Source organism: Acinetobacter sp. YH01006 (genome assembly GCF_013420445.1).
Taxonomy (GTDB): domain Bacteria; phylum Pseudomonadota; class Gammaproteobacteria; order Pseudomonadales; family Moraxellaceae; genus Acinetobacter; species Acinetobacter pseudolwoffii.
This window is the reverse complement of record NZ_VOYB01000004.1, coordinates 37,806-60,159: the sequence shown is the minus strand read 5'-3', so window position 1 is coordinate 60,159 and position 22,354 is coordinate 37,806. Positions and strand designations below refer to the sequence as shown.

Below are 22,354 nucleotides of genomic sequence, written 5' to 3'. Positions count from 1 at the left end.
GTTTTTACATGGTTTTGCTGCTTTGACAAGAAGTTTCTTGAATCTCGGGCGTCGAAAAAATAAGCGTTAAGCTGGCGCGAGTGAGATATAAGAAAAATAAATGAACTTTACAGTTTAGGCAGAAAATACAAATGATGTGATTTTTCTTTTTGTATTCAGGCTTTTTTACGTTAATTTGTCGCGAGTAAAACTCGAAGTTGAAATCAATAATGTCAGAAAAATATAACAGTTCATCGGCAGAGCACGGTGAGTTACAGCGAAGTTTATCCAATCGGCATCTACAGCTTATTGCCATTGGTGGCGCCATCGGAACCGGCCTGTTTATGGGTTCGGGCAAGACCATCAGTCTCGCAGGTCCTTCTATTCTGGTGATCTATATGATCATCGGTTTTATGGTATTTCTGGTAATGCGTGCACTCGGTGAGTTGTTGCTCTCGAATTTGCAATATAAATCATTCATTGATTTTGCCACGGATCTGATCGGGCCTTGGGCCGGATACTTTGTTGGCTGGACCTACTGGCTGTGCTGGATCACTATCGGGATCGCAGATCTATCCGCGATTATTTATTACCTGCAATTCTTCAATAATGGCTTGCCCTTTAGTCCTGAAGAAGGAGTGATGATCAGCGTTGCCGCGATTGTGTTTATCATGGGTTTGAACCTGGTCACGGTCAAACTGTTTGGTGAAATGGAATTCTGGTTTGCTCTGGTCAAGATTATCGCGATTGTGGTGCTGATTGCCGTTGGCCTGTGGATGGTCTTTACCGGGTTTACCTCGGATGCCGGCACAGTTGCGTCATTTAGTCATATCTGGTCACATGGCGGTATCTTCCCGACTGGAGCGATGGGCTTCCTGGCCGGGTTCCAGATTGCGATTTTTGCCTTCGTGGGTGTAGAGCTGGTGGGTACGACCGCAGCTGAAACCAAAGATCCGGAAAAGAACCTGCCGAAAGCAGTGAACTCGATTCCGATCCGTATCATTATTTTCTATGTACTGGCACTTTTGATTGTGATGTCGGTAACGCCATGGAATCAGATTGATCCAAATATCTCGCCCTTTGTGAACCTGTTTAGTCAGGCTGGTATTGCCGCAGCTGCGATCATCATGAACCTGGTGGTGTTGTCCTCGGTGATGTCATCGATGAACAGTGGGGTATTCTCGACCAGTCGTATGCTGTTCGGTCTGTCGCGTGAAGAGCAGGCACCACTTGCCTTTGGTCGCTTAAACCGTCGTGCAGTTCCGGCAAATGCCTTGTATTTCTCTGCGGTATGTTTGTTGCTGGGTGCAGCACTACAGTATTTCGTTCCAGATACCGTCCGCGCTTTCACTTTAGCAACGACTTTATCCACGATTCTGTTTATCTGTGTCTGGATCATCATTATCTGGAGCTATATCGTGTACTACAAAACACGTCCAGAATTGCATGCCAAATCGACCTTTAAGTTGCCGGGTGGTCTGGTGACCTGCTGGATTGTGATCGTATTCTTCCTGAGCATGATCGTGGTGTTGGCGCTGGAAGACGATACCCGTCAAGCACTGATGGTCAGCCCGATCTGGTTTATCCTTCTGGTTATTGGCTATTTCGGTTTCTATAAACAGAAACATAAATAAACCTTATCAATAAAAACGTCAGCGATCTGCTGGCGTTTTTTTATCGCTAAAGATAATCTCTAGGCTTTAGCGCTTTAGCGCTTTGGTCATGGTGATCATCGCGTTATACTTCATCGAAACACTATTCAATTAGGTGGTCAGATGCATCAAGTCATTTGCTACATCAGTATCTTGGCGACAAGTCTTGTTCTTGCAGCTTGTGGGCAGTCAGGTGCGTTGCACTTGCCGAATGATCCAGATTACGACAAGCGTGCCAAGTATTTGTTATATAAAAATACCGAAGCTGAATCCAAAGCCTCCGATGAAGAACGAGATGCCCCTGTGCAACAACAGTTTGCTGCGCCTGAAGCATCAGATTCAACGACTACACCTTAACGCTTTCAAAGAAAGGATACCTTCATGAGTTTCACCCGCATTAATGGGGTATTGCACGCTGAGCAATGTTCATTACAACAGCTCGCAGAGCAATTTGGCACACCTCTCTATGTTTATTCCAAAGCCACCTTGGAAAAGCATTTTTTAGATATGGACCGTGCTTTTAACTTTATCGATCATCAAATCTGTTTCGCGGTAAAGTCCAACTCCAATCTTGCGGTATTGAATGTATTGGCCAAACAGGGGGCCGGTTTTGATATTGTGACCGGCGGTGAATTGGCACGTGTACTGAAAGCCGGTGGTGATGCCGCAAAAATTGTATTTTCGGGTCTGGGTAAAACTGAAGCAGATATTAAAAAAGCCTTAGAAGTGGGCATTGCCTGCTTTAATGTGGAATCTCATGCCGAGCTGGATCGTATTCAAAAGGTTGCGGCTGAATTGAATGTTAAAGCGCCGATTTCATTGCGCGTGAATCCGGACGTCGATGCCAAAACCCATCCTTATATTTCAACCGGTCTAAAAGAAAATAAATTCGGTATTCCATCTGATAGCGTATTTGCAACCTATCAATATGCGGCGTCACTGGCCAATCTGGATGTGGTCGGGATTGACTGTCATATCGGTTCACAGCTCACCGAAACCCAGCCTTTTGTTGATGCGCTGGATCGTGTCATTGTCATGATTGACCAGCTCAAAGAAATGGGTATCCACCTCAAACACATCGATATTGGTGGTGGTCTGGGGGTGACTTATAAAGATGAAACCCCGCCATCGGTTGAAGAATATGCCAATGCGCTACGTCCAGCATTAGAAAAATTGGGCCTGAAAGTGTATATGGAGCCGGGGCGTAGTATTTCTGCCAATGCGGGTGTATTGCTGACCAAAGTCGATCTGCTCAAACCGACCAATCATCGTAATTTTGCCATCATTGATGCGGCGATGAACGACCTGATTCGTCCGGCTTTATATGAAGCATGGATGGACATTCAGCCAGTGACGCCGCGTAATGATGCTGAAACTAAAGAATGGGATGTGGTAGGTGCGATCTGTGAAACCGGTGATTTCCTCGGTAAAGAGCGTGAATTGGCAATCAAAGAAAATGATGTACTGGCAGTCTTGGGCGCAGGTGCCTACGGTTTTGTGATGAGCTCAAACTACAACAGTCGCGGCCGTGCGGCTGAAGTGATGGTTGATGCAGATCAGGCACATCTGATTCGTGAACGTGAGACGATTGAATCACTCTGGGAACGTGAGCGTTTATTGCCTTAAGGACTAAATCGAGATGTTATTAGAATTTACCAAGATGCATGGTCTGGGCAATGACTTTATGGTGGTTGATCTGATCAGCCAGCGCGCTTATTTGGATCCGGTCACCATTCAGCGCTTGGCCAATCGTAACTTTGGTATTGGTTTTGATCAGCTGCTGGTGGTTGAACCACCAGACGTACCGAGTGCAGATTTTAAATACCGGATTTTTAATGCCGATGGTTCGGAAGTAGAACAATGTGGCAATGGCGTGCGCTGTTTTGCCAAGTTTGTACATGACCGTCAGTTGACCAGCAAAACCAAAATCAAGGTACAGACGAAGTCTGGTATTGTTGAACCGGAATTGGGTGCCAATGGCTGGGTGCGGGTCAATATGGGCTATCCGAAATTCCTGCCACAGGACATTCCATTTTTGGCCGATGCACCGGAAAGCCTGTATGACATTGAGCTTGCTAGCGGTGAAAAGCTGAGCATTGATGTGGTGAATATGGGTAATCCACATGCGGTGACGATTGTACCGGATGTGATTGCTGCCGATGTGGCACGTATTGGCCCACAAGTTGAAGCGCATGCGCGTTTCCCGGCACGGGTCAATGCTGGCTTTATGCAGATCATTGATGAAAAACATGCGCGTTTGCGTGTGTATGAACGTGGGGTCGGCGAGACTTTGGCCTGTGGTACAGGTGCCTGTGCCGCAGCCATTTCCGGTATGCGCCGTGGTCTGCTGTCGAGCAAGGTTGAAATCGAGCTGGCAGGTGGCAAGTTGCAGATCGAGTGGAAAGAAGGCGATGTGGTCTGGATGACCGGACCAACGGCGACCGTGTATGAAGGGCGTCTGGATTTGCGTTATTTTCAGGGTTAATCGGCATTAAGTTTTAAAAAAGCACCGTGCTCAGAACGGTGCTTTTTTTATGTTAGGATGAAACTGAAATTTAATATGCATGATTATGCCTTCATGAATCAGCTTGTATTTTTACCGGGTGCATCTGGCAGCCAAGGTTTTTGGCAGCCGTTAAGGGCAGCATTAACCGAATATCCAGATCAGCAGGTCATTGCCTATCCAGGATTTGATGGGGTGACGCCAAATGTAGCCATTCAAAACCTGTATGATTTGCAAGAACTAGTAAATAGGCAGATTCAGGATGACTCCATTCTGATTGCCCAGTCGATGGGCGGTGTACTGGCAGTTGGGTTAGCGCTTAAGCATCCGCAAAAAGTCAAAGGGCTGGTATTGTTGGCGACATCAGGCGGTTTAAATTTGAAGAGATTTCACTGTGCCGACTGGCGAACAGATTATCGTGAACAGTTTAAAGCAGTACCGAACTGGTTTGTACAAGATCACACTGAATTTAATCCTGATCAGCTCGCCGGTCTTGAAATTCCCATTTTGCTAATTTGGGCAGATCATGATCCTCTAAGCACCATTCAAGTAGGACAATACTTAGAAAAAATATTTAAACATGCAAAACTGCATATCATTCAAGGCGGAAATCATTTCTTTGCCAACACTCATGCAGATCAGGTGGCAGCACTGATTCAAGATTATCTGGAGCAATTTTAAATGGAGCATGCAGTGACTGTGCCCCCTCAACTTTTGCTCAATATGTGGCTGAAAGAACGTGAAATCCAGAACCAGTCTAAACATACCTTGCAGGCCTATGCTCGTGATGTCTCGGATTTTTTAGAGTTTTGCCAGCGTGAGCAGCTCAATTTAAATGATGTAGAAGCCACAGACCTGCGCCAGTTTCTGGCTGAAAAAGTCGAACAGCATCAGCTGAGTCCCAGCAGTCTTCAGCGCATGCTGTCGTCCATTCGCCAGTTTATGAAATGGGCAGAGCAGGCCCAGCATCTCGCTTTTAATCCGGCTGATGATTTTCAGTTAAAGCGCCAATCGCGTCCTTTGCCGGGCATGGTAGACATTGAAACCGTGAATCAGATCATCGATCAGCCTGCGCCTGAAAATGAAATCCAGCAGCAAATGTGGCTCCGGGACAAAGCCATTCTGGAGTTGCTGTATTCCAGTGGGTTGCGTCTGGCCGAATTACAAAACCTCAGAATCAAAGATATCGACTTTAACCGGCAGTTGTTACGTATTACTGGTAAAGGTAATAAAACCCGGATTGTGCCTTTCGGCTCCAAGGCCAAAGCAAGTGTCATGGCCTGGTTACAGCTTTATCCACGCTGGAATGGCGACTTTGTGCCAGAGGCGAATGTATTTATTACCCAGAAGGGCAATCCACTGGGTGCACGCCAAATTGAAAATCGGGTCAAGTTTCAGGCGCAGCGCGCAGGCGTCAATGTGGATTTACATCCGCATTTGTTACGTCACTGCTTTGCCAGTCATATGCTGTCGAATAGCCGCGACTTACGTGCGGTTCAGGAAATGCTGGGCCACAGTAATTTAAGCACCACCCAGATTTATACTCACGTCGATTTTGATCATCTGGCACAAATTTATGATCAGGCGCATCCGCGTGCACAGCATAAAAAGGATTGATCATGCGCCAAGTGGTAGAAAGTAAGAATCATGAATATATTTTTTTGGCATAAAACTTTCATATTTAAATTTTAAAATGGAATTGAACTGAAAGCTGGCGTTCTGTTGGGCATTTCACTATTGTCTTATTCGTTAAATGCGCCATTTCAGGTATAACAAGAACGAGTAATTAATATTTAAAATGAAGTATGACTGAGCAAAGTCTCAGCATTTGGCGGATGGGAATTGATATGGACACAATAGTGATTGCAGATATAGAACAAAAATATGCACAGTTAAGCGCAGCTCAAAAAGAAATGTTTGCAGGTTATGGTTTGCGACAAATCAAGCATTTTGTGGACATTAGCTTACCGAGTCTTGCAGCGACTTTACCTGAAGGTGCCATCATTCAAGGGATTAATGCCGATGGTAAAGTTCAGGCATTTAATGCAATGACAGGACAATACTATTTATGGATTTCTGATTTACAGTGGCAAGTGTCGAATCGTGCCACCCAAGCGGTCGATTTAAAAGAAGATGCGATTGCGATTTGGACAGTTTTTGAATTATCAGACTATGAATTGGTGGATTTAAGCCATATTCATCGTGATTTTTTAGCACAGGTAACTGCCTAAACTCCCTAGTATCTCGGCTTTACTCAAGAAAAAGGTTGTCTTTAAACAAGGCAACCTGATATTTTTCTTATCGTCAAACTTGCGATCTATCTATCTGCAACATAGCGGGTGCTTTAAGCTGGCTATGATTATTTAGCGCTGGAATTAAAAATACGCCGTCGCCATTCTTAATCCATTCGTTTATAAATCTTCTAAAGGCAATTGGAAACTCTGTTTAATAATCTGACTAGGTAAATCGGTTTTAACACTGGTAATACCATTTTTTTTAGTCAGATGTGTCGACTGGAATTTACGGTAACTTTCTAGATCAGGCACCACGACTTTCAGCAAGGCATCACTTTCCCCCAAAATGATATAGCACTCCATCACTTGAGGCAGTTCTTTCATGGCCTCAATAAAGGTGTCAATGGTTTCAGCATCTTGACCGACCAGCCAAATCCGTGAAAACAAAATCAGCTGAAAGCCAATTTTCTGTTGATCGACAATGGTGGTGTAATTCTGAATCACACCCGCATCTTCCAGTAATTTGACCCGCCGCAAACAGGAGGAAGGTGAAAGTCCAATTTCCCGCGCCAGATCATTATTTTGAATACGGCCATTGGCTTGTAAATGTCGAATGATATTTTTATCAATTCGATCAAGTTTTACCCGCACAGACTTGGTGGATATTTTCATAAATTAGAATAATATTCGAAAAATAAGACTTATTATAAAATAAATTGAAAGCCAATTTTGTAAAAAATCGCAGATACTTGTTTCACTTTCTGGAGTTTGAAAGGAAAAGGAAATGTCTGTATTTGTACTCTTTGCACTGACCGTGCTTCCCCTGATTTTTACGCCTGGACCCGATATGTTATTTATCCTGTCTCAAGTAATGGGTAAAGATGCAAAAGCAGGCATGATGGCGACTGTCGGTGTGTGTTGTGGTTATCTGGTACATTCGATTCTGGTCGCACTCGGAATTGCCGCGATTATTGTGTCCTTTCCGGTGCTGTTTGAAACGATTCGCTGGCTCGGAATTGCTTATCTGCTGTATCTGGCCTTTGGCCTGTTCAAGTCAGTATTCAGTAAAAGTGTGCTGAACATTGAGAAAAAGACATCAGCTAATCCGATTCAAAAAGGTTTTTTTACTGCGTTATTAAACCCGAAAGGCATGCTGATTTATTTTGCGATTTTGCCGCAGTTTATTGATAAATCGGCCAATACTGTCAGTCAAGGTTTGATTCTGTCCTTTATTTTTATTGGTCTGATTTTTGTGGTGTATTGTGGCTTAAGTATTTTGTTCAGCAAAATCAGCCAGAAAACCCAGATTGATGAACGTAAACAAAAATGGGTAGATGGAACTTCTGGTGGTTTATTGGCGCTTGCAGCAAGCTGGCTCATCATCAATTAAGCCCGATTCAAAAAAGCATACTTTTCACAGTATGCTTTTTTATGGTTAAAAGCATTTGAAAAAGAGATGACTTTCCTGGCGTATCTATAAGTGAGCGGGTTGCTTATTCAGTCAATTGGTCTTTTTAGTGGGCCAAATCCGTTTCAAAGAAGATTTCTGTCTAAAATGACAAATATGATTGTGGGTTCATCCTGCCAGTTTTGCTGCCAACTACTTTCATTTTATTTTGCGTACAGCTTTTCAATCAGAACTATTGATGTGACTAATCAAATAAAAAAATAATATAAATCAATGCTTAAATTTTAAGTAAATGTTTATACATTTCATTGTAATAAATGGATAACAATTAATTGTGAACGCATCGTTCAGGTAAATTTACGCATTTTTACAGCTCTTTGTTGAATTGTGACTTGACCGAAATGCCGTACACATTGCAAGATAGGGCACCTAAAAAAATTTAAGTGAAGAGTTACACTAACTTTTCTCAACATTTACATTTGCTAAAACAGCCGAGGATTACATGAAGGCTCTTGTTGCTGTAAAACGTGTGGTTGATGCCAACGTTAAAGTTCGTGTTAAACCGGACAACAGTGGTGTTGACTTAACCAACGTTAAAATGTCAATTAACCCATTCTGTGAAATCGCAGTGGAAGAAGCGGTTCGTTTAAAAGAAAAAGGAACTGTTTCAGAAATCATTGTTGTTTCTATTGGTCCTAAAGAAGCGCAAGAACAGATCCGTTCTGCAATGGCGCTTGGTGCTGACCGCGGTATTCTGGTTGAAGCTGATGACAGCCAGCTCGGTGCGCTAGAAATTGCTAAAATCCTGAAAGGTGTTGTTGAAGCTGAACAACCACAATTAATCCTTCTAGGTAAGCAAGCCATTGATGACGACTCTAATCAGGTTGGTCAGATGCTTGGCGCTCTAATGGGTGCGGGCCAAGGTACATTTGCTTCTGAAGTGAAAGTAGATGGCGACAAAGTACAAGTAACACGTGAAGTAGACGGTGGTTTACAAACTGTTGAACTTGCACTTCCAGCCATTATTACCACTGACTTGCGTTTGAACGAGCCACGTTATGCAGCGCTTCCAAACATCATGAAAGCGCGTAAAAAACCGCTTGATAACAAGTCGCCTGCAGATTTTGGTGTAACGACCACAACTAAACTGAAAACAGTAAAAGTTGAATCACCTGCAGAGCGTAAAGCTGGCGTACAAGTGAAGTCTGTAGACGAGCTTGTAGAAAAATTGAAAAACGAAGCGAAAGTGATCTAATACAGAAGGATAAAAATCATGAGTATTTTAGTTATCGCTGAGCACGACAACAAAGCATTAAACGCTGCTACTTTAAACGTTGTTGCTGCGGCGCAAAAAATCGGTGGTGATATCACTGTATTGGTTGCTGGTTCTGGCGCTCAAGCAGTTGCTGATCAAGCAGCGAAAGTTACGGGTGTAAGCAAAGTCGTACTTGCTGATGATGCTGCTTATGCAAACCAGCTGGCTGAAAACGTAGCGAAACTGGTTGCTGAATTAGGTAAAGGTTATAGCCATATTCTTGCTGCTTCGACTACCACTGGTAAAAACATTTTACCACGTGCAGCTGCGCTTCTTGATGTGAGCATGATTACGGACATCATCGCAGTCGATGGTCCTAAAACATTCAAGCGTCCGATCTATGCAGGCAACGCGATTGCAACTGTAGAGTCAGGCGAAAATGTCGTACTGGCAACTGTTCGTGGTACAGCATTTGATGCTGTTGCTGCTGAAGGCGGTTCTGCCTCTGTAGAAGCTGCGACTGTTGCTGGCGATGCAGGCATTTCTAAGTTTATCAACGAAGAAATCGTAAAGTCTGAGCGTCCTGAATTAACAGCTGCTCGCATCGTGGTGTCTGGTGGTCGTGGTGTGGGTTCTGGTGAGAACTATCACGCGATCCTTGATCCATTGGCGGACAAGCTTGGTGCTGCACAAGGTGCATCACGTGCTGCAGTAGATGCTGGCTTCGTTCCTAACGATATGCAGGTTGGTCAAACCGGTAAAATCGTTGCACCTGACCTGTACATCGCTGTCGGTATTTCTGGTGCAATTCAGCATTTGGCCGGTATGAAAGAATCTAAAGTGATCGTTGCGATCAACAAAGATGAAGAAGCGCCAATCAATGCAGTGGCTGACTACTGGTTAGTTGGTGACTTGAACACTGTTATTCCTGAATTGGTTTCTAAAATCTAATTCCTGAATACAGTTTAAAACGCCTCTTAGTCTCTGTACCAAGAGGCGTTTTTTATTGGAAAATTTTTAAAGATACTCGGCAGTCGAAACTAGAGTATGTGATTTGGATGAAAAGTGATAAAATCCTGCTTTGCTTTTTCTCCTGTTTTGATCATGTCCTTTTCCAGAACCGCTCATATCCTGTTTATTAGTTTCCTGCTGATTGCGCTCTATGTGAGTATTTGTGTGCATACTGCGTTGAATGCACCGCTGTCAGTAACCCAGTATTTATTCAGTGAGTCGGGCGCTTTTGAAGTGCTTAGTCCTTGGCTATGGTACTTGCTGGCCATGCTGTGTCTGCTAAATACTGAAATTAAACTGAATACCCGGATATTTACCGCTGCTGCTGCGATATTGTTGGGCTTCAGGGAAATGGACTTTCATAAGCGACTGTTTGACGACAGCTTTATTAAAACCAATTTCTATCGCAGTGCTGAAATTCCGCTCATAGACAAGCTGCTGGGCTTTATTTTATTGCTCGGCATTATTTTTGTCTTTCTGGTACTGGCAAAAAAATTGGTAAACACCATACGCAGCATGAAAGATTCTTTGAATATTGCGCATTTTTTTATCTTCCTGACCATTGCCTGTGGCGGACTGAGCAAGGTTCTGGATCGCACGACGTCAACCCTCAGGGAGGAATTCAATATTCAGCTCATACCACATACGCAGGTCATGATCATGACCATTGAGGAAGGGGTGGAGATGCTATTGCCGATTCTATTGATTGTGGCGGTGCTGACTTATCGCAAGGTACTGAATCAAGCGCATTAAAAGACAGATTAAATCTAAGGAAGATGCCCATTTTGTGTGTGCATCTTTTTTTTGCACTGCTGTTTTTATGTATATTTTGGGTGCAAAAAAATATGGATGTGGTGCACTTGTTTTTGACGCTGAAATAACAGGAAAATGACCACTAAAATGAAGATAATTAACAAGGTTAAGCTGAATATTTCGACACAAAAATACAAGTGTTTATGCTATAATTTAGGGCTGTATTTTAGTTTTTAACTCAGTCGTTTGAGTTAATGATTTTGCTAGTTTTACGACATATAAATACAAGCCAAAACTGGCTTGTAGAATAAGGAGTATGCATGAGCGTATCGGAAATTAGACCGATTGCCATTGAGGATGAACTTAAAAGCTCATATCTCGATTATGCGATGAGCGTGATTGTGTCACGTGCATTGCCCGATGTACGAGATGGTTTAAAACCTGTTCATCGTCGTGTGCTTTTCGCAATGCACGAATTAGGCAATGACTATAACAAAGCTTATAAAAAGTCTGCACGTGTCGTCGGTGACGTGATCGGTAAATATCACCCGCATGGTGACTTTGCCGTATACGAAACCATTGTACGTATGGCACAAGATTTCAGTTTGCGTTACCAGTTGGTCGATGGTCAGGGTAACTTTGGTTCGGTCGATGGCGACAGCGCAGCAGCGATGCGTTATACCGAAGTGCGTATGCGTAAACTGACCCACGAACTCTTGGCGGATCTTGAAAAAGATACCGTCGAGTGGGAAGACAACTACGATGGCTCTGAGCGTATTCCTCAGGTGATGCCCACCCGTGTACCGAACTTACTGGTTAATGGTGTAACCGGTATTGCAGTGGGTATGGCGACCAATATGGCGCCGCATAACATGACTGAAGTTGTGAATGCGTGTCTGGCCTATGCCAATGATCCCCAGATCAGCATCGAAGGGTTGATGGAACACATTTCTGGTCCGGACTTCCCGACAGGCGGTATTATTTACGGTAAATCGGGCATCGTGGATGCCTACCGTACCGGTAAAGGCCGTTTACACATCCGTGGCAAGTATCACTTCGAAGAAGATCCAAAGAATGGCCGTACCACGATCGTGTTTACGGAAATTCCATATCAGGTCAATAAAGCAAAAACCATTGAGCGTATTGCTGAACTGGTTAAAGAGAAAAAACTGGAAGGTATTTCCGAGCTGCGTGACGAGTCGGATAAAGACGGTATGCGTATCGCGATTGACTTGAAACGTGGCGAAAATGCCGAAGTGATCGTGAACAACCTGTTCCAGAACACGCAACTTGAAAACTCTTTCAGCATCAACATGGTCTGCCTGGATAATGGCCAGCCTAAACTGATGAACCTGAAAGATATTATTGCAGCGTTTATCCGTCACCGTCAGGAAGTGGTAACGCGCCGTACCATGTTCGAATTACGCAAAGCGCGTGAACGTGGTCATATCTTGGAAGGTTTAACCGTTGCTCTGGCGAATATTGATGCCATCATCGAAACTATCAAGAGTTCTGCAAACCCGGCTGAAGCACGTGAGCGTTTGCAGGCAGGTGAGTGGACAGGTGGCGGTGTATTGGCATTGCTAGAAAAAGCTGGCTCAGTTTCTGTACGTCCAGATGAGATTGAAGGTGAAGACCCAAGTCGTCCGTTTGGTCTGGATGGCGATATTTATCGTCTGTCACCCACCCAAGTCAATGCGATTATGGAACTGCGTCTGCATCGTTTAACCGGTCTTGAACAAGACAAGTTACATGCTGAATATAGTGAAATTCTGGCGCAAATTGCTGAACTGACTGCAATTTTAAATGACTTTAATCTGTTGATGAACGTAATTCGTGAAGAATTGGCTTTGATTCTTCAGCAATATGGTGATGCACGTAAAACCTCGATTGTTGAATCACGTATCGATTTCTCTCGTGAAGATCTGATTCCTGAAGAGCAAATGGTGCTGACGGTTTCAAAAACAGGTTATGCGAAAACTCAACCATTGTCTGACTACGCCGCACAGCGTCGTGGTGGTCGTGGCAAGTCTGCAACCAGCATGAAAGAAGACGATTACATTCAACATCTGATTGTGACGTCAAGTCATGCGACGGTACTTTGCTTTACCAACGTTGGTAAAGTCTATCGTCTGAAAGTGTATGAAGTGCCACAAGCATCACGTGGTGCCAAAGGTCGCCCAATGGTGAACTTGTTGCCATTAGACGAAAACGAGACCATTACCGCAATTTTACCGGTGATTGATGCACCGAAGAAATTCAAAGAACGTCTGGCGGACTTCAAAGCCTTCGTAAAAGCCAATGCTGCACAACTGCAAAGCAATGAAGTGATTAATGGTCACTTTACGGCACTTGAAGCGGCACTTGCTGAATCTGAAGAGGGTGCGGATGATATTTCTGATGCACTTCGTGTTCAATTGAAAGAGCTAGGTTTAGAACTTTCAACGACCGATCTTGATGATGACATCATCAATGATTTTGCACAGCAGGCTGAAGCGGTTCGTAAAAACTTCTATGTGTTTATGGCGACTGAATACGGTACGATTAAACGTGTAGAACTTGAACAGTTCTCGAATGTGCGTTCAAACGGTTTACGTGCGATTGAACTGAATGGCGATGACACTTTAATTGGTGTTGCGATTACTGACGGCGAACAGCAAATCATGTTGTTCTCGAACGAAGGTAAAGCCATTCGCTTCGCAGAGACTGATGTACGTTCAATGGGTCGTTCAGCCAAAGGTGTGCGCGGTATGCGCGTGACCATCGGTGCAGCAGCCTTGCTGGAAGAAAGCGAAGAAACTGAGATTGAGTCTGATGATGAAGATGCTGCAGATTCAGCATTGATCAGCCGGATTGTGTCTTTAGTCGTTGTCCCTGAAACTGGTGAAGTATTGTGTGCTTCTGAAAATGGTTATGGTAAACGTACCCCGGTGGATGACTTCCCGACCAAGAAACGTGGCGGTAAGGGTGTGATTGCACTCAAGACCTCAGAACGTAATGGTCAGTTGGTCGGTGCAGTAGCGATTGATGCATCTAAAGAGCTGATGTTAATTTCTGATGGCGGTACTTTGGTTCGTACCCGTGCCTCTGAAGTGGCTCAAACCGGTCGTAATGCACAAGGTGTTCGTCTGATCCGTCTCGGTAATGAAGAGTTACTGGTTGGTGTGGTTTCAGTTGAAGCTGTTGAAGAAGATGAGTTTGTTGAAGCGATTGAAGGTGAAGAATCTTTAGTAGCAGAAACAGATGTAGCGACTGAAACAGATACAGTAGCTGAACATGTTGAAAAAGATGGTGAAAACTCAGTAGAAGAATAAGTGTTCTATTGATAAAAAGGGCGCTTCGGCGTCCTTTTTTATAAATCTTGACTGAATGAAGGTAAGCGATGAAAACCCAATCAATGTTGTTAGCGGCAGCAGTTGCATTAAGTGGCTGTAACTCAATGGACAATATCCCAAACCCAAGTCCTGAGCAGGAACAGGCAGCACAGCTGGCCTATGAGGATTTGCGTGATGGGAAGTATGACGAGTTTCTGGATCAGCTAGAGCCGCAATTGCAAACACAGTTTAAGGACAACGAAAAGCTGATGAAACGCTTTTCACGTTCAATTCCGCAAGGTGAATATAAGTCTAAAACTTTAATGACCAAGCAGATTGAAGAAGCAACCAACCAGCCTGGCCAATATAAGATCAGCTATGAAATTGCCTATCCAAATAATCTGGTGCAGTATGATGTCAGTTTCGACCAGCCGAATGGTAGCAACAAGATTCGTAATTTTAATATTCAGGTCTTTGGCGAATCTTAATCCATAAGTTGATGACAGCATAAATCCAATGCTTTATCTGCTTTGACTCACTTGAATCAAACGTCGATAAGCCAAGAAAAAACATAAACTGCCTATCAGCCCCAGATATATCAGTTTAGGCAAAATCAGTGCGGTCGGTACACCCATCTGATTCAGTTGAATAAACATCTGCACCATTTGGGTAGAAGGCAGTATCTCAGCGATCACTTGCATCCAGATGGGCATAGCTGCATGTGGCCAGGCAGCACCGGATAAAAAAAATAGAGGGATAGAAGTAAAAACAATTACATGTCCAGCGCGTTCCGGCATATCCAGAAAACTGGCAAATAGGCAGGTGATTCCAATCACAGTATAAACGAAAACCGGCACAGCCAGCAGCATGCCGAATAGGTTACCCCCTCGCGGATAATCAAATAACCAAAAGGTAAATCCAAATAAATAAAAACAACCCAGACAGCCAATGCTCAATATCGCTAAACATAGCCCAATCAACGCATTTGAGTTTAACTGCACTTTTCTTTCGCGGTACACCAGAATCAGCATATTCAAACCTAAAAAAATGGTCTGATGAATGATGAGAGGGGCGACCGCAGGAAAGACATAACTGCCATAGCCGGAGAGCGGATTAAACAATGGAATCTGATGCACTGATAGGGCAGGAGAAAAATCTGAAACCTGGCCAAAACGTTCAGCATAGTCTGCCAAGGTCTGCTCAAGAGAGGTCGCTAAACCGATCCCCATCTGTTTGGTGACTAAAAAATTGGCAGCACTTAAGTACAGTCCTATTCCACCCGTTTCACCATGCCTTAACGTTTGCGATAAATTGTCCGGTAGCAGCAAAATCCCATCCGCTTGTTGCGATTCAACCCATGTTTTGGCTTCGGCGAAATTGCTGGTAATCGCCTTGATTTCAACATCCGGGCTTTGACGGACTTGGCTAATAATCCGCGCGCTCAAGTGACTTTGTTCTGCATCAACAATAATAATCGGTAAGGCTTCGGCTTGCTGTGCCTGATAAGCAAAGGGATAAAAGAAGCTATAAAACACCACTGATAAAATCAGCGTGGTAAAGATAGCGCCGTGGCTGGCAATATCTTTAAAGCTGCGCAGATAATAAAACCAAAGGGATTTCATCAGGCTGCTCCTTTGGCTATTTTCTTGAGAAAAATATAGGCTAGCAGTGCGTACACCACCACATAGGCCAGCAAGATCCATACAGCTTGCAGTGAGATCTGCACTGGACTGCCAATCATCCATTGTTCAGTTTGTAATTTGGCATAAGGAGTAAAGGGGATAATATTGGCCCAAAACTGGGTGAATAGGGGTGCATTATTTAAAGGTAAAGTCACCCCGGCAAAGCTCAATGATGACCCACCATATACAGCAATCAAGCCGAAAGATTTACTTAAATCTTGGGTGGTCAGCACCACCGCAGCGCTTAAAAATGCATAGGCGCTATACAGCAGCAATTGTGCCAATAAAATCAGACCAAGCGAACCGGCAACAAACCAGCCGCGAATTTCAATCATCCAAAACATCCACGCCCAAGTCCATAGACTAAAAATAGCCACATAGACCAGATTTTTAGACACTAAAGCCATCCAAATGGATGAGTTGCTAATCCAGCTTGTTAAGGTCTGCCGCTTCAGTTCCTGACCGACGGAAAATGCCACACAACAACACAGCAGTAAATGCAGAACTGCGAGAATGACATAAGGTTCTAGATATAACTCATAATTCAATTGCGGATTATACAAAGGTGAGATTTTGATCTGTGGTGTCGGTGCTTGGATATAGGGCAGTCGATTCACCAGATAGTACTGTTCGGTAAACCCAGCCAGGGCTTGTAAGGTACTCACCAGCATGGCTGAAGAAATTGTATTGCCGACACTGAAATAACTCTGGTTAAAGGCAATGCTAATTTCTGCATCCTGAGCACGAACAAAACGTTGTTCGGCACCATTTGGAATATGGATATAACCCCAAATTTTATTTTCATTCAGTAGGCGTTCAACTTCAGCAGCTTGCTCGGATACCGTTTCAATTTTAAGGGTATGATTGAGCGAGACATGTCGATAGATGCTTCGGCTGAGTGCACTTCGGTCTTGATCAATAATGGCAATCGGTAAATGAGTAGGCTTGCCCTGCGCAAACATGCTGCTGAATAAAATAATTACTAGAGCAGGTGCCAGCGTAACCAGGCACAGATCCCATTTTTCTCGGAGCAAATAGCGTAGTTCGCGCCATATACCCAGCCACATTAGGGTGTCTCTTTAAGTTTAAATAATACGCTCATACCGACTTTCAGTTCAGGCATGGTTTGTGTCGGTAGCAAATGCAGTTTAAAACTTCTCACATCATAGCCGCCGGTTTGGCGGGTGGTTTTAATGGTGGCAAACTCACCTTCAGCGCTAATACTTTTGATCTGAAAACTGGCTGTTTGATCCAAGGCTGGAATATAACCTTGAATGCTTTCTAATTTTTGAAATGGAGCATACTGGTCTTCGCGAATATTCAGGCTTACCCACATCTTCTCTTCAATCAGGCTGACCACGGGCACTGCGGTTGCGACCAGCTCAGATATTTTGCCATAAGTTTTAGACACCGTTCCATTGACGGGGGCCAGCAATTCGGTTTCTGCTTCTAGCGCATTGGCTTCGTTTAGAGCAGCCTGGGCAATGTCTACTTGTGCATCGGCTGAACTCTTTTGCTGCGGGGTGCTGCCACGCTTGGCACGTGCATATTGCTGATAGGCGGCCTCAGTCATTTCTAGCGCAGATTGACTGGCTGCATACAGTTCATCACGGCGCTGACGTGAAATCACACCTTCCTTAAATAGATTTTCCCCACGCTGATAAGATACTGTGGCGAGATTTTGCTGTGCTTTTAGCGATTGCCAGTTGGCATACAGACTCGCGACATTTTCTTCCTGCGAGCCACGTTCAGCTGTGGACTGTAAGGCCAAAGCCGATTGTAAGGCTGCTGTAGCTTGCTGTTTTTTGGCTGCAATTTCCGGGCTATTTAAGCGAACCAGAACATCGCCTTTTTTAACTCGCTGACCTTCTTCCACATAGATTTCTTCAATCCGGCTTGGCACTTTGGTGGCCACCTGAATCGTTTCAGCCTCGACACGACCTTGCAATTCAATCGGCGTCGGTTGATAGCTTTTCCATAATCCAAAAATAATCACGGCCAGCAGAATAGGCAGCAACGCCAGCAGTAGATATTTTTTCTTTTTGGAGATTTCAGGAGGCTGCTCATCGGTCGAGGTCGTCGCGTGATTTTCCTCTAGCGTTGCTGATTGGGTCTGTGGAGCGGGAGAGCTTTCTGTTTCGGTAGATGAAACCGCTTCATTCACAGGATCATTGGGTTTTTGATCGTCGTTCATGTTCGGCTCCATTAGCGAATATAGTGGGTATTGGTGTGTTGAATATAATTGGGAAATTCTGCAATCGAGCCATGGCTTTTTAACAGGGTGGCCAGTGACATCACATATTTATAGGCATTCAATGCAGTTTCGGCTCGTAGCCCGCTAAGCATGTTTTGGGCATCAATGACCTGTGTTGCTGTTCCGATATCCTCTTTAAAGGACAACTCTTGAATGCGTAAATTTTCCTGCGCAGCTTTTAGATTTTGTTCCAACAAAGCATGACTTTGCTGTGCACTCAAGGCTTCGCTATAAGATTTATAAATCAGGTTTTCAATCTCTTGCTGGGTGCGTGAGGTGAGCAGTTCTGTGGCATAGCGTTTGAGCTCGGCCGCCTGAATATTTTTGTTTTTATCAATCCCTGAAAACAGGTTATAGCGTGCGGCAACACCGACAATCCAGTTTTGATTCTGATCCAAACTATATTCACCAAAAGCAAAGACATTGGGTTTTTTTGCTGCTTGCTGAGCTTTGACATTGGCTTGTGCTAATTGGGTATCTAGCTGCATTTTTTGAATCAGCGCAGAGTTTTGACTAAAGGTTTTCAGTAGTTGATTTAAAGCCTGTGGCTCGGTCTGATTGACAAATAAAGGTGTCGACAGTTCAGTGATACTGCTTTGTTGCAGCAGATTATTCAGTTGAAATAGACTGGCATTTAAATTGGTTTGCATATTTTGCTGGCTGCGCTCGGCATTATTACGCGCCACTTCAAACTGCATGCGCTGGCCTTTGCTAATAAAACCTTGCTGTTCCATTTTTAAGGCATTGCGATAATGCTGTTGCATGGCATTCAGATTAAATACTGCTGCTGCATGGAGTTGCTTTTGCAGTTGCACATTAAAATAACTTTGAATCAGTTCGAAACGCTGCGTGTCTTGTTGCTGTTGATTACTGAGCTGACTGCGACCGACCTGAATATTGGTAATTTCCTTGGCGCTATGAGTCAAACCACCGGTATAAAGCGGCATCATCATGGACACGGTAGGACGAATCACTTGATCTTCGAGTACGACCTTGGAGGTATCGGGAATTAAGCCTACACCAGCATGAATCGGTTGTTGTAAACCTTCTTTTAAAGGATTGGCAATATTCGCAGCTAAATTAAACTCATCAATTTTATTATTTAAGCCATTGGTGAGAGATTGCTCCAGGTTGTTTTTAAGAGCACCCAAAGGAATATCTAATTCATTACGAAAGGCATAAGCACGCACATTCAGATCGACACGTGGTAATCCCAAACCTTTTACCGCTTCAGCTTCAAGTTTCGAGGCTTGTTCCAAGCTTTGATAGGCCTGACTGCTGTAAGAAGACTGCAATAACTGTTTTTCGGCGTCTTGAAAACTCAAAGTCTGGGCGTATAGACTCTGGCTATTCAACCATAGGCCTGACAATAATCCACACCCCAAAAATAATTTACTTTTATAGTTCGTCATATTCATGCAAGCAGATGGCCAAAGTGAAGAATAAGTTGATTTGTGTACATTATAAATCAGTGGTTTGCAGCTCAGTAAGGGGCATGGTTGTAGTATTGTTTATTTTACATCTGTCTAGCATCAAGGACGCTTGCGCGTCCTGACTAACTTAGAGCGGTTCTTTTGAAATTTTCATCATTCATGCAAAAATCTAAACAATCTTTTAAAACCCCTACGGCTCTATAAATATGCTCCGGTTTATCCAGATAAATTTGTCCATTATTTAACACTTCTAGACCAGCTCTATTTAATTCAAGTTTATGTCTCTCATCAATGGGAACAATAAATTGAACAGTAGGACGTTTTCGGTTCACATCATAGCGGAATAACCATCTATTATTTTTACTTTGATACAGAATGGAATAATAGCTCTCCGTATCTTTTCCGGTGAGTTCATGGTCTGGAAAAAGTTCATGGATAATATTTTGTAAGCTTTGTTCATCTACCGTGGTAACAATTCTTTGATTCTGAGGATTTATAATGTCTTGTTGAAGATTTGAGGGAGTCGGCTCTTCTGAAACTTCATCAGTCCTTAATTCAGTTTGTTGCTCAATGGGTTGTGCTGTAATGACGGTGGGTGCAGATAAGCCTTTTAAAACCGTATCGCTAATTGCACGTTCGACTGCTTGTTTAACGAAGGGTTGAATTGATTCAAGGAATTTTGTATTGAGCTGTCTTGGAATATTGGCTTGCTGAGCAACATAACGTACAAAATCAATATCGACTTCATTAATTGATTTTTTGATTACCGCTTTAAACTGTTGGATATACTGATTCTCTTCGGCAAAAAATCGTAATTTTTCTACATGGAAATTATCATGTTTGAATTCTGCTAATTGAGTCAGTTCTTCGGCTTGATGTTTAGTGAAATCAACAACCAGAAAAGGTTTTTCATCCATAATATTTGGATTAATGAGGTCAGTGAAAAAACGCCATTCACGTCCATTGGTAATGACGCCAATGGTCACTCCCAGAGTAGAGTTAAAATATCGGGAGAGTTGTGGTGCGTAATTTGTTAAATTACTTGCATAAGATTTGGCTTCAATTAACATAACCGGTTGACCATTACAATATAGGGCGTAGTCAACGCGCTCTGTTGATTTGACACCAGGAAAATCAGCGGCAAACTCTGCCAGTACTTTCGTTGGATCATAAGGACTGAAGCCTAAAATATCCAGAAGTGGCAATATAAGTGCTTGTTTGGTGGTTTCTTCAGTTGAGCAATGCGCACCGACACGTTTAACATGCTCAATATGTAATTTGAGGCGATTAATAAAGTTATCCATTTTTTCCCTACTTATAATTTTTCAGATTATTTTTTAATCATTGTGAGTTCATCATAATAGTTTTATTTTTAAACTCAAACATTTAATAAAAATAGGCATAATAAGTTTAATTAATCCTATAAATGGTCAACTTATCTTGTGAATCTACATTGATTTTTTGACTGTAATTACAGTTCGAGATTGAAATAATTTTGTGCAAGACCTTGCCAGATATGGTTAAATGCCATCATTTTATTGTGTCTCACATAGATAAGGAAAACTCATGCGCGCGTACAACTTCTGTGCTGGTCCTGCTGCATTACCGACTGCCGTACTTGAAAAAGCTCAAGCTGAAATGCTTGACTGGCATGGCAAAGGTCTTTCGATCATGGAAATGAGCCACCGTAGTTCCGACTATGTGGCCGTGGCTGAAAAAGCGGAAGCAGACCTACGCAAACTCATGAATATTCCCGAGAACTACAAAGTATTGTTCTTGCAGGGTGGCGCATCCTTACAATTTTCGGCAATTCCATTGAACTTGCTGGGTAAAAATAACAAAGCGGACTATATCCATACCGGAATCTGGTCTGAAAAGGCATTGAAAGAAGCGCAACGCTATGGCGATATCAATGTCGTAGAAGCAGGTATCAAAATTGATGCTAAACACGCGATTAGTGCGCAAAGCGAATGGAAGCTGTCTGCCGATGCCGCCTATGTGCACTATGCAGACAACGAAACTATTGGTGGTCTGCAGTTTGCCTCTATTCCTGAAACAGATAAGCCCCTTGTTTGTGACTATTCGTCAAGCATTTTATCTGCGCCACTTGATGTATCAAAATTTGGTGTGATCTATGCAGGTGCGCAAAAGAATATCGGCCCAGCGGGTTTAACCCTGGTGATTATTCGTGAAGATTTACTGGATCAAGCCAAAGCTGAAATTCCAAGTATCTTAAAATACTCAGATCAAGCCAAAAATGGTTCTATGGTAAATACGCCGTCGACTTATGCATGGTACTTGTCTGGTCTGGTATTTGAATGGTTGCTGGAAAATGGTGGTGTAGAGGCCATGCATAAAGTGAACCTGGAAAAAGCCAATCTGCTTTATGGTTATATCGATCAAAGCGATTTTTATGCCAATCCAATCTTCAAAGAAAATCGTTCAATCATGAATGTGCCATTTACTTTGGCCAATGCAGATCTTGAAAAACAATTCCTGAAAGAAGCAGAAGCCCAGCATTTATTGAATCTTGCGGGTCACCGCTCTGTCGGTGGTATGCGTGCCAGTATTTATAATGCAGTGCCATTAGAGGGCGTACAAGCCTTGGTGAATTTTATGGATGACTTTGCAAAACGCAATGGTTAATCCCTGAAATGTAAAAACCCAGCATAGGCTGGGTTTTTTTATGCATTCGGTTATGTCAGGGAATTTAAAAAATAAAAGTATGCAGGGTAAAGCCGCAGATCAGCATTCCCAACATGAAAAAAAGGCATGACATCATATCAATATTATAGCGAGAGCTAAGATGATGCTCGACCTGGTCTAATGTTTCTTCTTGCACGATTTTCATAGATATTTATTGTCCGATCTATTTA

20 protein-coding genes are annotated in these 22,354 nt (G+C 43.3%); 14 read left to right on the top strand and 6 right to left on the bottom strand.

The genetic code is table 11. The features are described 5' to 3' along the window. Positions 1-209 precede the first annotated feature (209 nt). From FTT73_RS04845 to FTT73_RS04815, 7 genes are all read left to right on the top strand, one after another. Entirely contained in the window at positions 210-1,613 is a 1,404-nt protein-coding gene (locus FTT73_RS04845) for an amino acid permease (RefSeq protein WP_005097664.1), read from the top strand. A gap of 141 nt (positions 1,614-1,754) precedes the next feature. Next, entirely contained in the window at positions 1,755-1,988 is a 234-nt protein-coding gene (locus FTT73_RS04840; RefSeq protein WP_005097662.1) for a lipoprotein, read from the top strand. A 24-nt stretch (positions 1,989-2,012) separates the two neighbouring features. Next, positions 2,013-3,257 carry a diaminopimelate decarboxylase gene (gene lysA, locus FTT73_RS04835; RefSeq protein ID WP_005097661.1) on the top strand — a complete coding sequence of 415 codons (1,245 nt, stop codon included), beginning with the start codon at positions 2,013-2,015 and terminating at the stop codon, positions 3,255-3,257. A 13-nt stretch (positions 3,258-3,270) separates the two neighbouring features. Beyond that, the gene (dapF, locus tag FTT73_RS04830; RefSeq protein WP_100534855.1) at positions 3,271-4,116 is read left to right on the top strand and encodes a diaminopimelate epimerase; all 846 of its coding nucleotides are present in this window, start codon (positions 3,271-3,273) and stop codon (positions 4,114-4,116) included. Positions 4,117-4,209: 93 nt separating this feature from the next. Continuing rightward, positions 4,210-4,815: an alpha/beta fold hydrolase gene (locus FTT73_RS04825; RefSeq protein WP_227523632.1), complete on the top strand. Its 606-nt coding sequence runs from the start codon at positions 4,210-4,212 to the stop codon at positions 4,813-4,815. Beyond that, positions 4,816-5,751, top strand: a complete 936-nt coding sequence (gene xerA / locus FTT73_RS04820) for a site-specific tyrosine recombinase/integron integrase (RefSeq protein ID WP_005097658.1) — start codon at positions 4,816-4,818, stop codon at positions 5,749-5,751. Between the two features lie 230 nt (positions 5,752-5,981). Next, complete coding sequence (locus FTT73_RS04815; RefSeq protein WP_034608955.1) at positions 5,982-6,365, top strand: hypothetical protein; 384 nt, start codon at positions 5,982-5,984, stop codon at positions 6,363-6,365. Positions 6,366-6,545: 180 nt separating this feature from the next. Here the strand turns inward: FTT73_RS04815 and FTT73_RS04810 are convergent, their stop codons facing one another. Then, entirely contained in the window at positions 6,546-7,040 is a 495-nt protein-coding gene (locus FTT73_RS04810) for an Lrp/AsnC family transcriptional regulator (protein WP_005265834.1), read from the bottom strand. 112 nt (positions 7,041-7,152) lie between these two features. Between FTT73_RS04810 and FTT73_RS04805 the strand changes: the two genes are divergently transcribed. The 6 genes from FTT73_RS04805 to FTT73_RS04780 all read left to right on the top strand — a co-directional run bounded on the left by FTT73_RS04805 (position 7,153) and on the right by FTT73_RS04780 (position 14,597). Continuing rightward, positions 7,153-7,758 carry a LysE family translocator gene (locus FTT73_RS04805; protein ID WP_100329074.1) on the top strand — a complete coding sequence of 202 codons (606 nt, stop codon included), beginning with the start codon at positions 7,153-7,155 and terminating at the stop codon, positions 7,756-7,758. Between the two features lie 520 nt (positions 7,759-8,278). After that, positions 8,279-9,031: an electron transfer flavoprotein subunit beta/FixA family protein gene (locus FTT73_RS04800; protein ID WP_005097655.1), complete on the top strand. Its 753-nt coding sequence runs from the start codon at positions 8,279-8,281 to the stop codon at positions 9,029-9,031. Between the two features lie 18 nt (positions 9,032-9,049). Then, positions 9,050-9,982, top strand: coding sequence for an FAD-binding protein (locus tag FTT73_RS04795; protein ID WP_005169982.1), 933 nt, complete (start codon positions 9,050-9,052; stop codon positions 9,980-9,982). Between the two features lie 153 nt (positions 9,983-10,135). Further along, entirely contained in the window at positions 10,136-10,795 is a 660-nt protein-coding gene (locus FTT73_RS04790) for a hypothetical protein (RefSeq protein WP_005097652.1), read from the top strand. A 320-nt stretch (positions 10,796-11,115) separates the two neighbouring features. Then, positions 11,116-14,109, top strand: coding sequence for a DNA gyrase subunit A (gene gyrA / locus FTT73_RS04785; RefSeq protein WP_180040018.1), 2,994 nt, complete (start codon positions 11,116-11,118; stop codon positions 14,107-14,109). Between the two features lie 68 nt (positions 14,110-14,177). Continuing rightward, positions 14,178-14,597, top strand: coding sequence for a hypothetical protein (locus FTT73_RS04780; protein WP_005097650.1), 420 nt, complete (start codon positions 14,178-14,180; stop codon positions 14,595-14,597). Positions 14,598-14,630: 33 nt separating this feature from the next. Here the strand turns inward: FTT73_RS04780 and FTT73_RS04775 are convergent, their stop codons facing one another. The 5 genes from FTT73_RS04775 to FTT73_RS04755 form a co-directional block, all read right to left on the bottom strand. Continuing rightward, positions 14,631-15,731: an ABC transporter permease gene (locus FTT73_RS04775; protein WP_100329070.1), complete on the bottom strand. Its 1,101-nt coding sequence runs from the start codon at positions 15,729-15,731 to the stop codon at positions 14,631-14,633. Next, positions 15,731-16,858: an ABC transporter permease gene (locus tag FTT73_RS04770; protein ID WP_180191100.1), complete on the bottom strand. Its 1,128-nt coding sequence runs from the start codon at positions 16,856-16,858 to the stop codon at positions 15,731-15,733. The genes FTT73_RS04775 and FTT73_RS04770 overlap by 1 nt, the downstream gene beginning before the upstream one ends. Beyond that, positions 16,858-17,985 carry an HlyD family secretion protein gene (locus FTT73_RS04765; protein WP_005170000.1) on the bottom strand — a complete coding sequence of 376 codons (1,128 nt, stop codon included), beginning with the start codon at positions 17,983-17,985 and terminating at the stop codon, positions 16,858-16,860. Before FTT73_RS04765 ends, FTT73_RS04770 begins: the two co-directional genes overlap by 1 nt. A gap of 11 nt (positions 17,986-17,996) precedes the next feature. Continuing rightward, on the bottom strand, positions 17,997-19,463 hold the full coding sequence (locus FTT73_RS04760) for a TolC family protein (protein WP_180191099.1): 1,467 nt from the start codon (positions 19,461-19,463) through the stop codon (positions 17,997-17,999). Between the two features lie 137 nt (positions 19,464-19,600). Beyond that, positions 19,601-20,782, bottom strand: a complete 1,182-nt coding sequence (locus tag FTT73_RS04755) for a type I restriction endonuclease (protein ID WP_180191098.1) — start codon at positions 20,780-20,782, stop codon at positions 19,601-19,603. Positions 20,783-21,044: 262 nt separating this feature from the next. Between FTT73_RS04755 and serC the strand changes: the two genes are divergently transcribed. After that, positions 21,045-22,124, top strand: coding sequence for a 3-phosphoserine/phosphohydroxythreonine transaminase (gene serC / locus FTT73_RS04750; RefSeq protein WP_100355607.1), 1,080 nt, complete (start codon positions 21,045-21,047; stop codon positions 22,122-22,124). Positions 22,125-22,354: the final 230 nt, after the last annotated feature.

Coding starts and splice junctions, on each gene's coding strand:
- FTT73_RS04845 (WP_005097664.1), top strand. CDS start 210: ATGTCAGAAAAATATAACAGTTCATCGGCAGAGCACGGTGAGTTACAG.
- FTT73_RS04840 (WP_005097662.1), top strand. CDS start 1,755: ATGCATCAAGTCATTTGCTACATCAGTATCTTGGCGACAAGTCTTGTT.
- lysA (WP_005097661.1), top strand. CDS start 2,013: ATGAGTTTCACCCGCATTAATGGGGTATTGCACGCTGAGCAATGTTCA.
- dapF (WP_100534855.1), top strand. CDS start 3,271: ATGTTATTAGAATTTACCAAGATGCATGGTCTGGGCAATGACTTTATG.
- FTT73_RS04825 (WP_227523632.1), top strand. CDS start 4,210: ATGAATCAGCTTGTATTTTTACCGGGTGCATCTGGCAGCCAAGGTTTT.
- xerA (WP_005097658.1), top strand. CDS start 4,816: ATGGAGCATGCAGTGACTGTGCCCCCTCAACTTTTGCTCAATATGTGG.
- FTT73_RS04815 (WP_034608955.1), top strand. CDS start 5,982: ATGGACACAATAGTGATTGCAGATATAGAACAAAAATATGCACAGTTA.
- FTT73_RS04810 (WP_005265834.1), bottom strand. CDS start 7,040: ATGAAAATATCCACCAAGTCTGTGCGGGTAAAACTTGATCGAATTGAT.
- FTT73_RS04805 (WP_100329074.1), top strand. CDS start 7,153: ATGTCTGTATTTGTACTCTTTGCACTGACCGTGCTTCCCCTGATTTTT.
- FTT73_RS04800 (WP_005097655.1), top strand. CDS start 8,279: ATGAAGGCTCTTGTTGCTGTAAAACGTGTGGTTGATGCCAACGTTAAA.
- FTT73_RS04795 (WP_005169982.1), top strand. CDS start 9,050: ATGAGTATTTTAGTTATCGCTGAGCACGACAACAAAGCATTAAACGCT.
- FTT73_RS04790 (WP_005097652.1), top strand. CDS start 10,136: ATGTCCTTTTCCAGAACCGCTCATATCCTGTTTATTAGTTTCCTGCTG.
- gyrA (WP_180040018.1), top strand. CDS start 11,116: ATGAGCGTATCGGAAATTAGACCGATTGCCATTGAGGATGAACTTAAA.
- FTT73_RS04780 (WP_005097650.1), top strand. CDS start 14,178: ATGAAAACCCAATCAATGTTGTTAGCGGCAGCAGTTGCATTAAGTGGC.
- FTT73_RS04775 (WP_100329070.1), bottom strand. CDS start 15,731: ATGAAATCCCTTTGGTTTTATTATCTGCGCAGCTTTAAAGATATTGCC.
- FTT73_RS04770 (WP_180191100.1), bottom strand. CDS start 16,858: ATGTGGCTGGGTATATGGCGCGAACTACGCTATTTGCTCCGAGAAAAA.
- FTT73_RS04765 (WP_005170000.1), bottom strand. CDS start 17,985: ATGAACGACGATCAAAAACCCAATGATCCTGTGAATGAAGCGGTTTCA.
- FTT73_RS04760 (WP_180191099.1), bottom strand. CDS start 19,463: ATGAATATGACGAACTATAAAAGTAAATTATTTTTGGGGTGTGGATTA.
- FTT73_RS04755 (WP_180191098.1), bottom strand. CDS start 20,782: ATGGATAACTTTATTAATCGCCTCAAATTACATATTGAGCATGTTAAA.
- serC (WP_100355607.1), top strand. CDS start 21,045: ATGCGCGCGTACAACTTCTGTGCTGGTCCTGCTGCATTACCGACTGCC.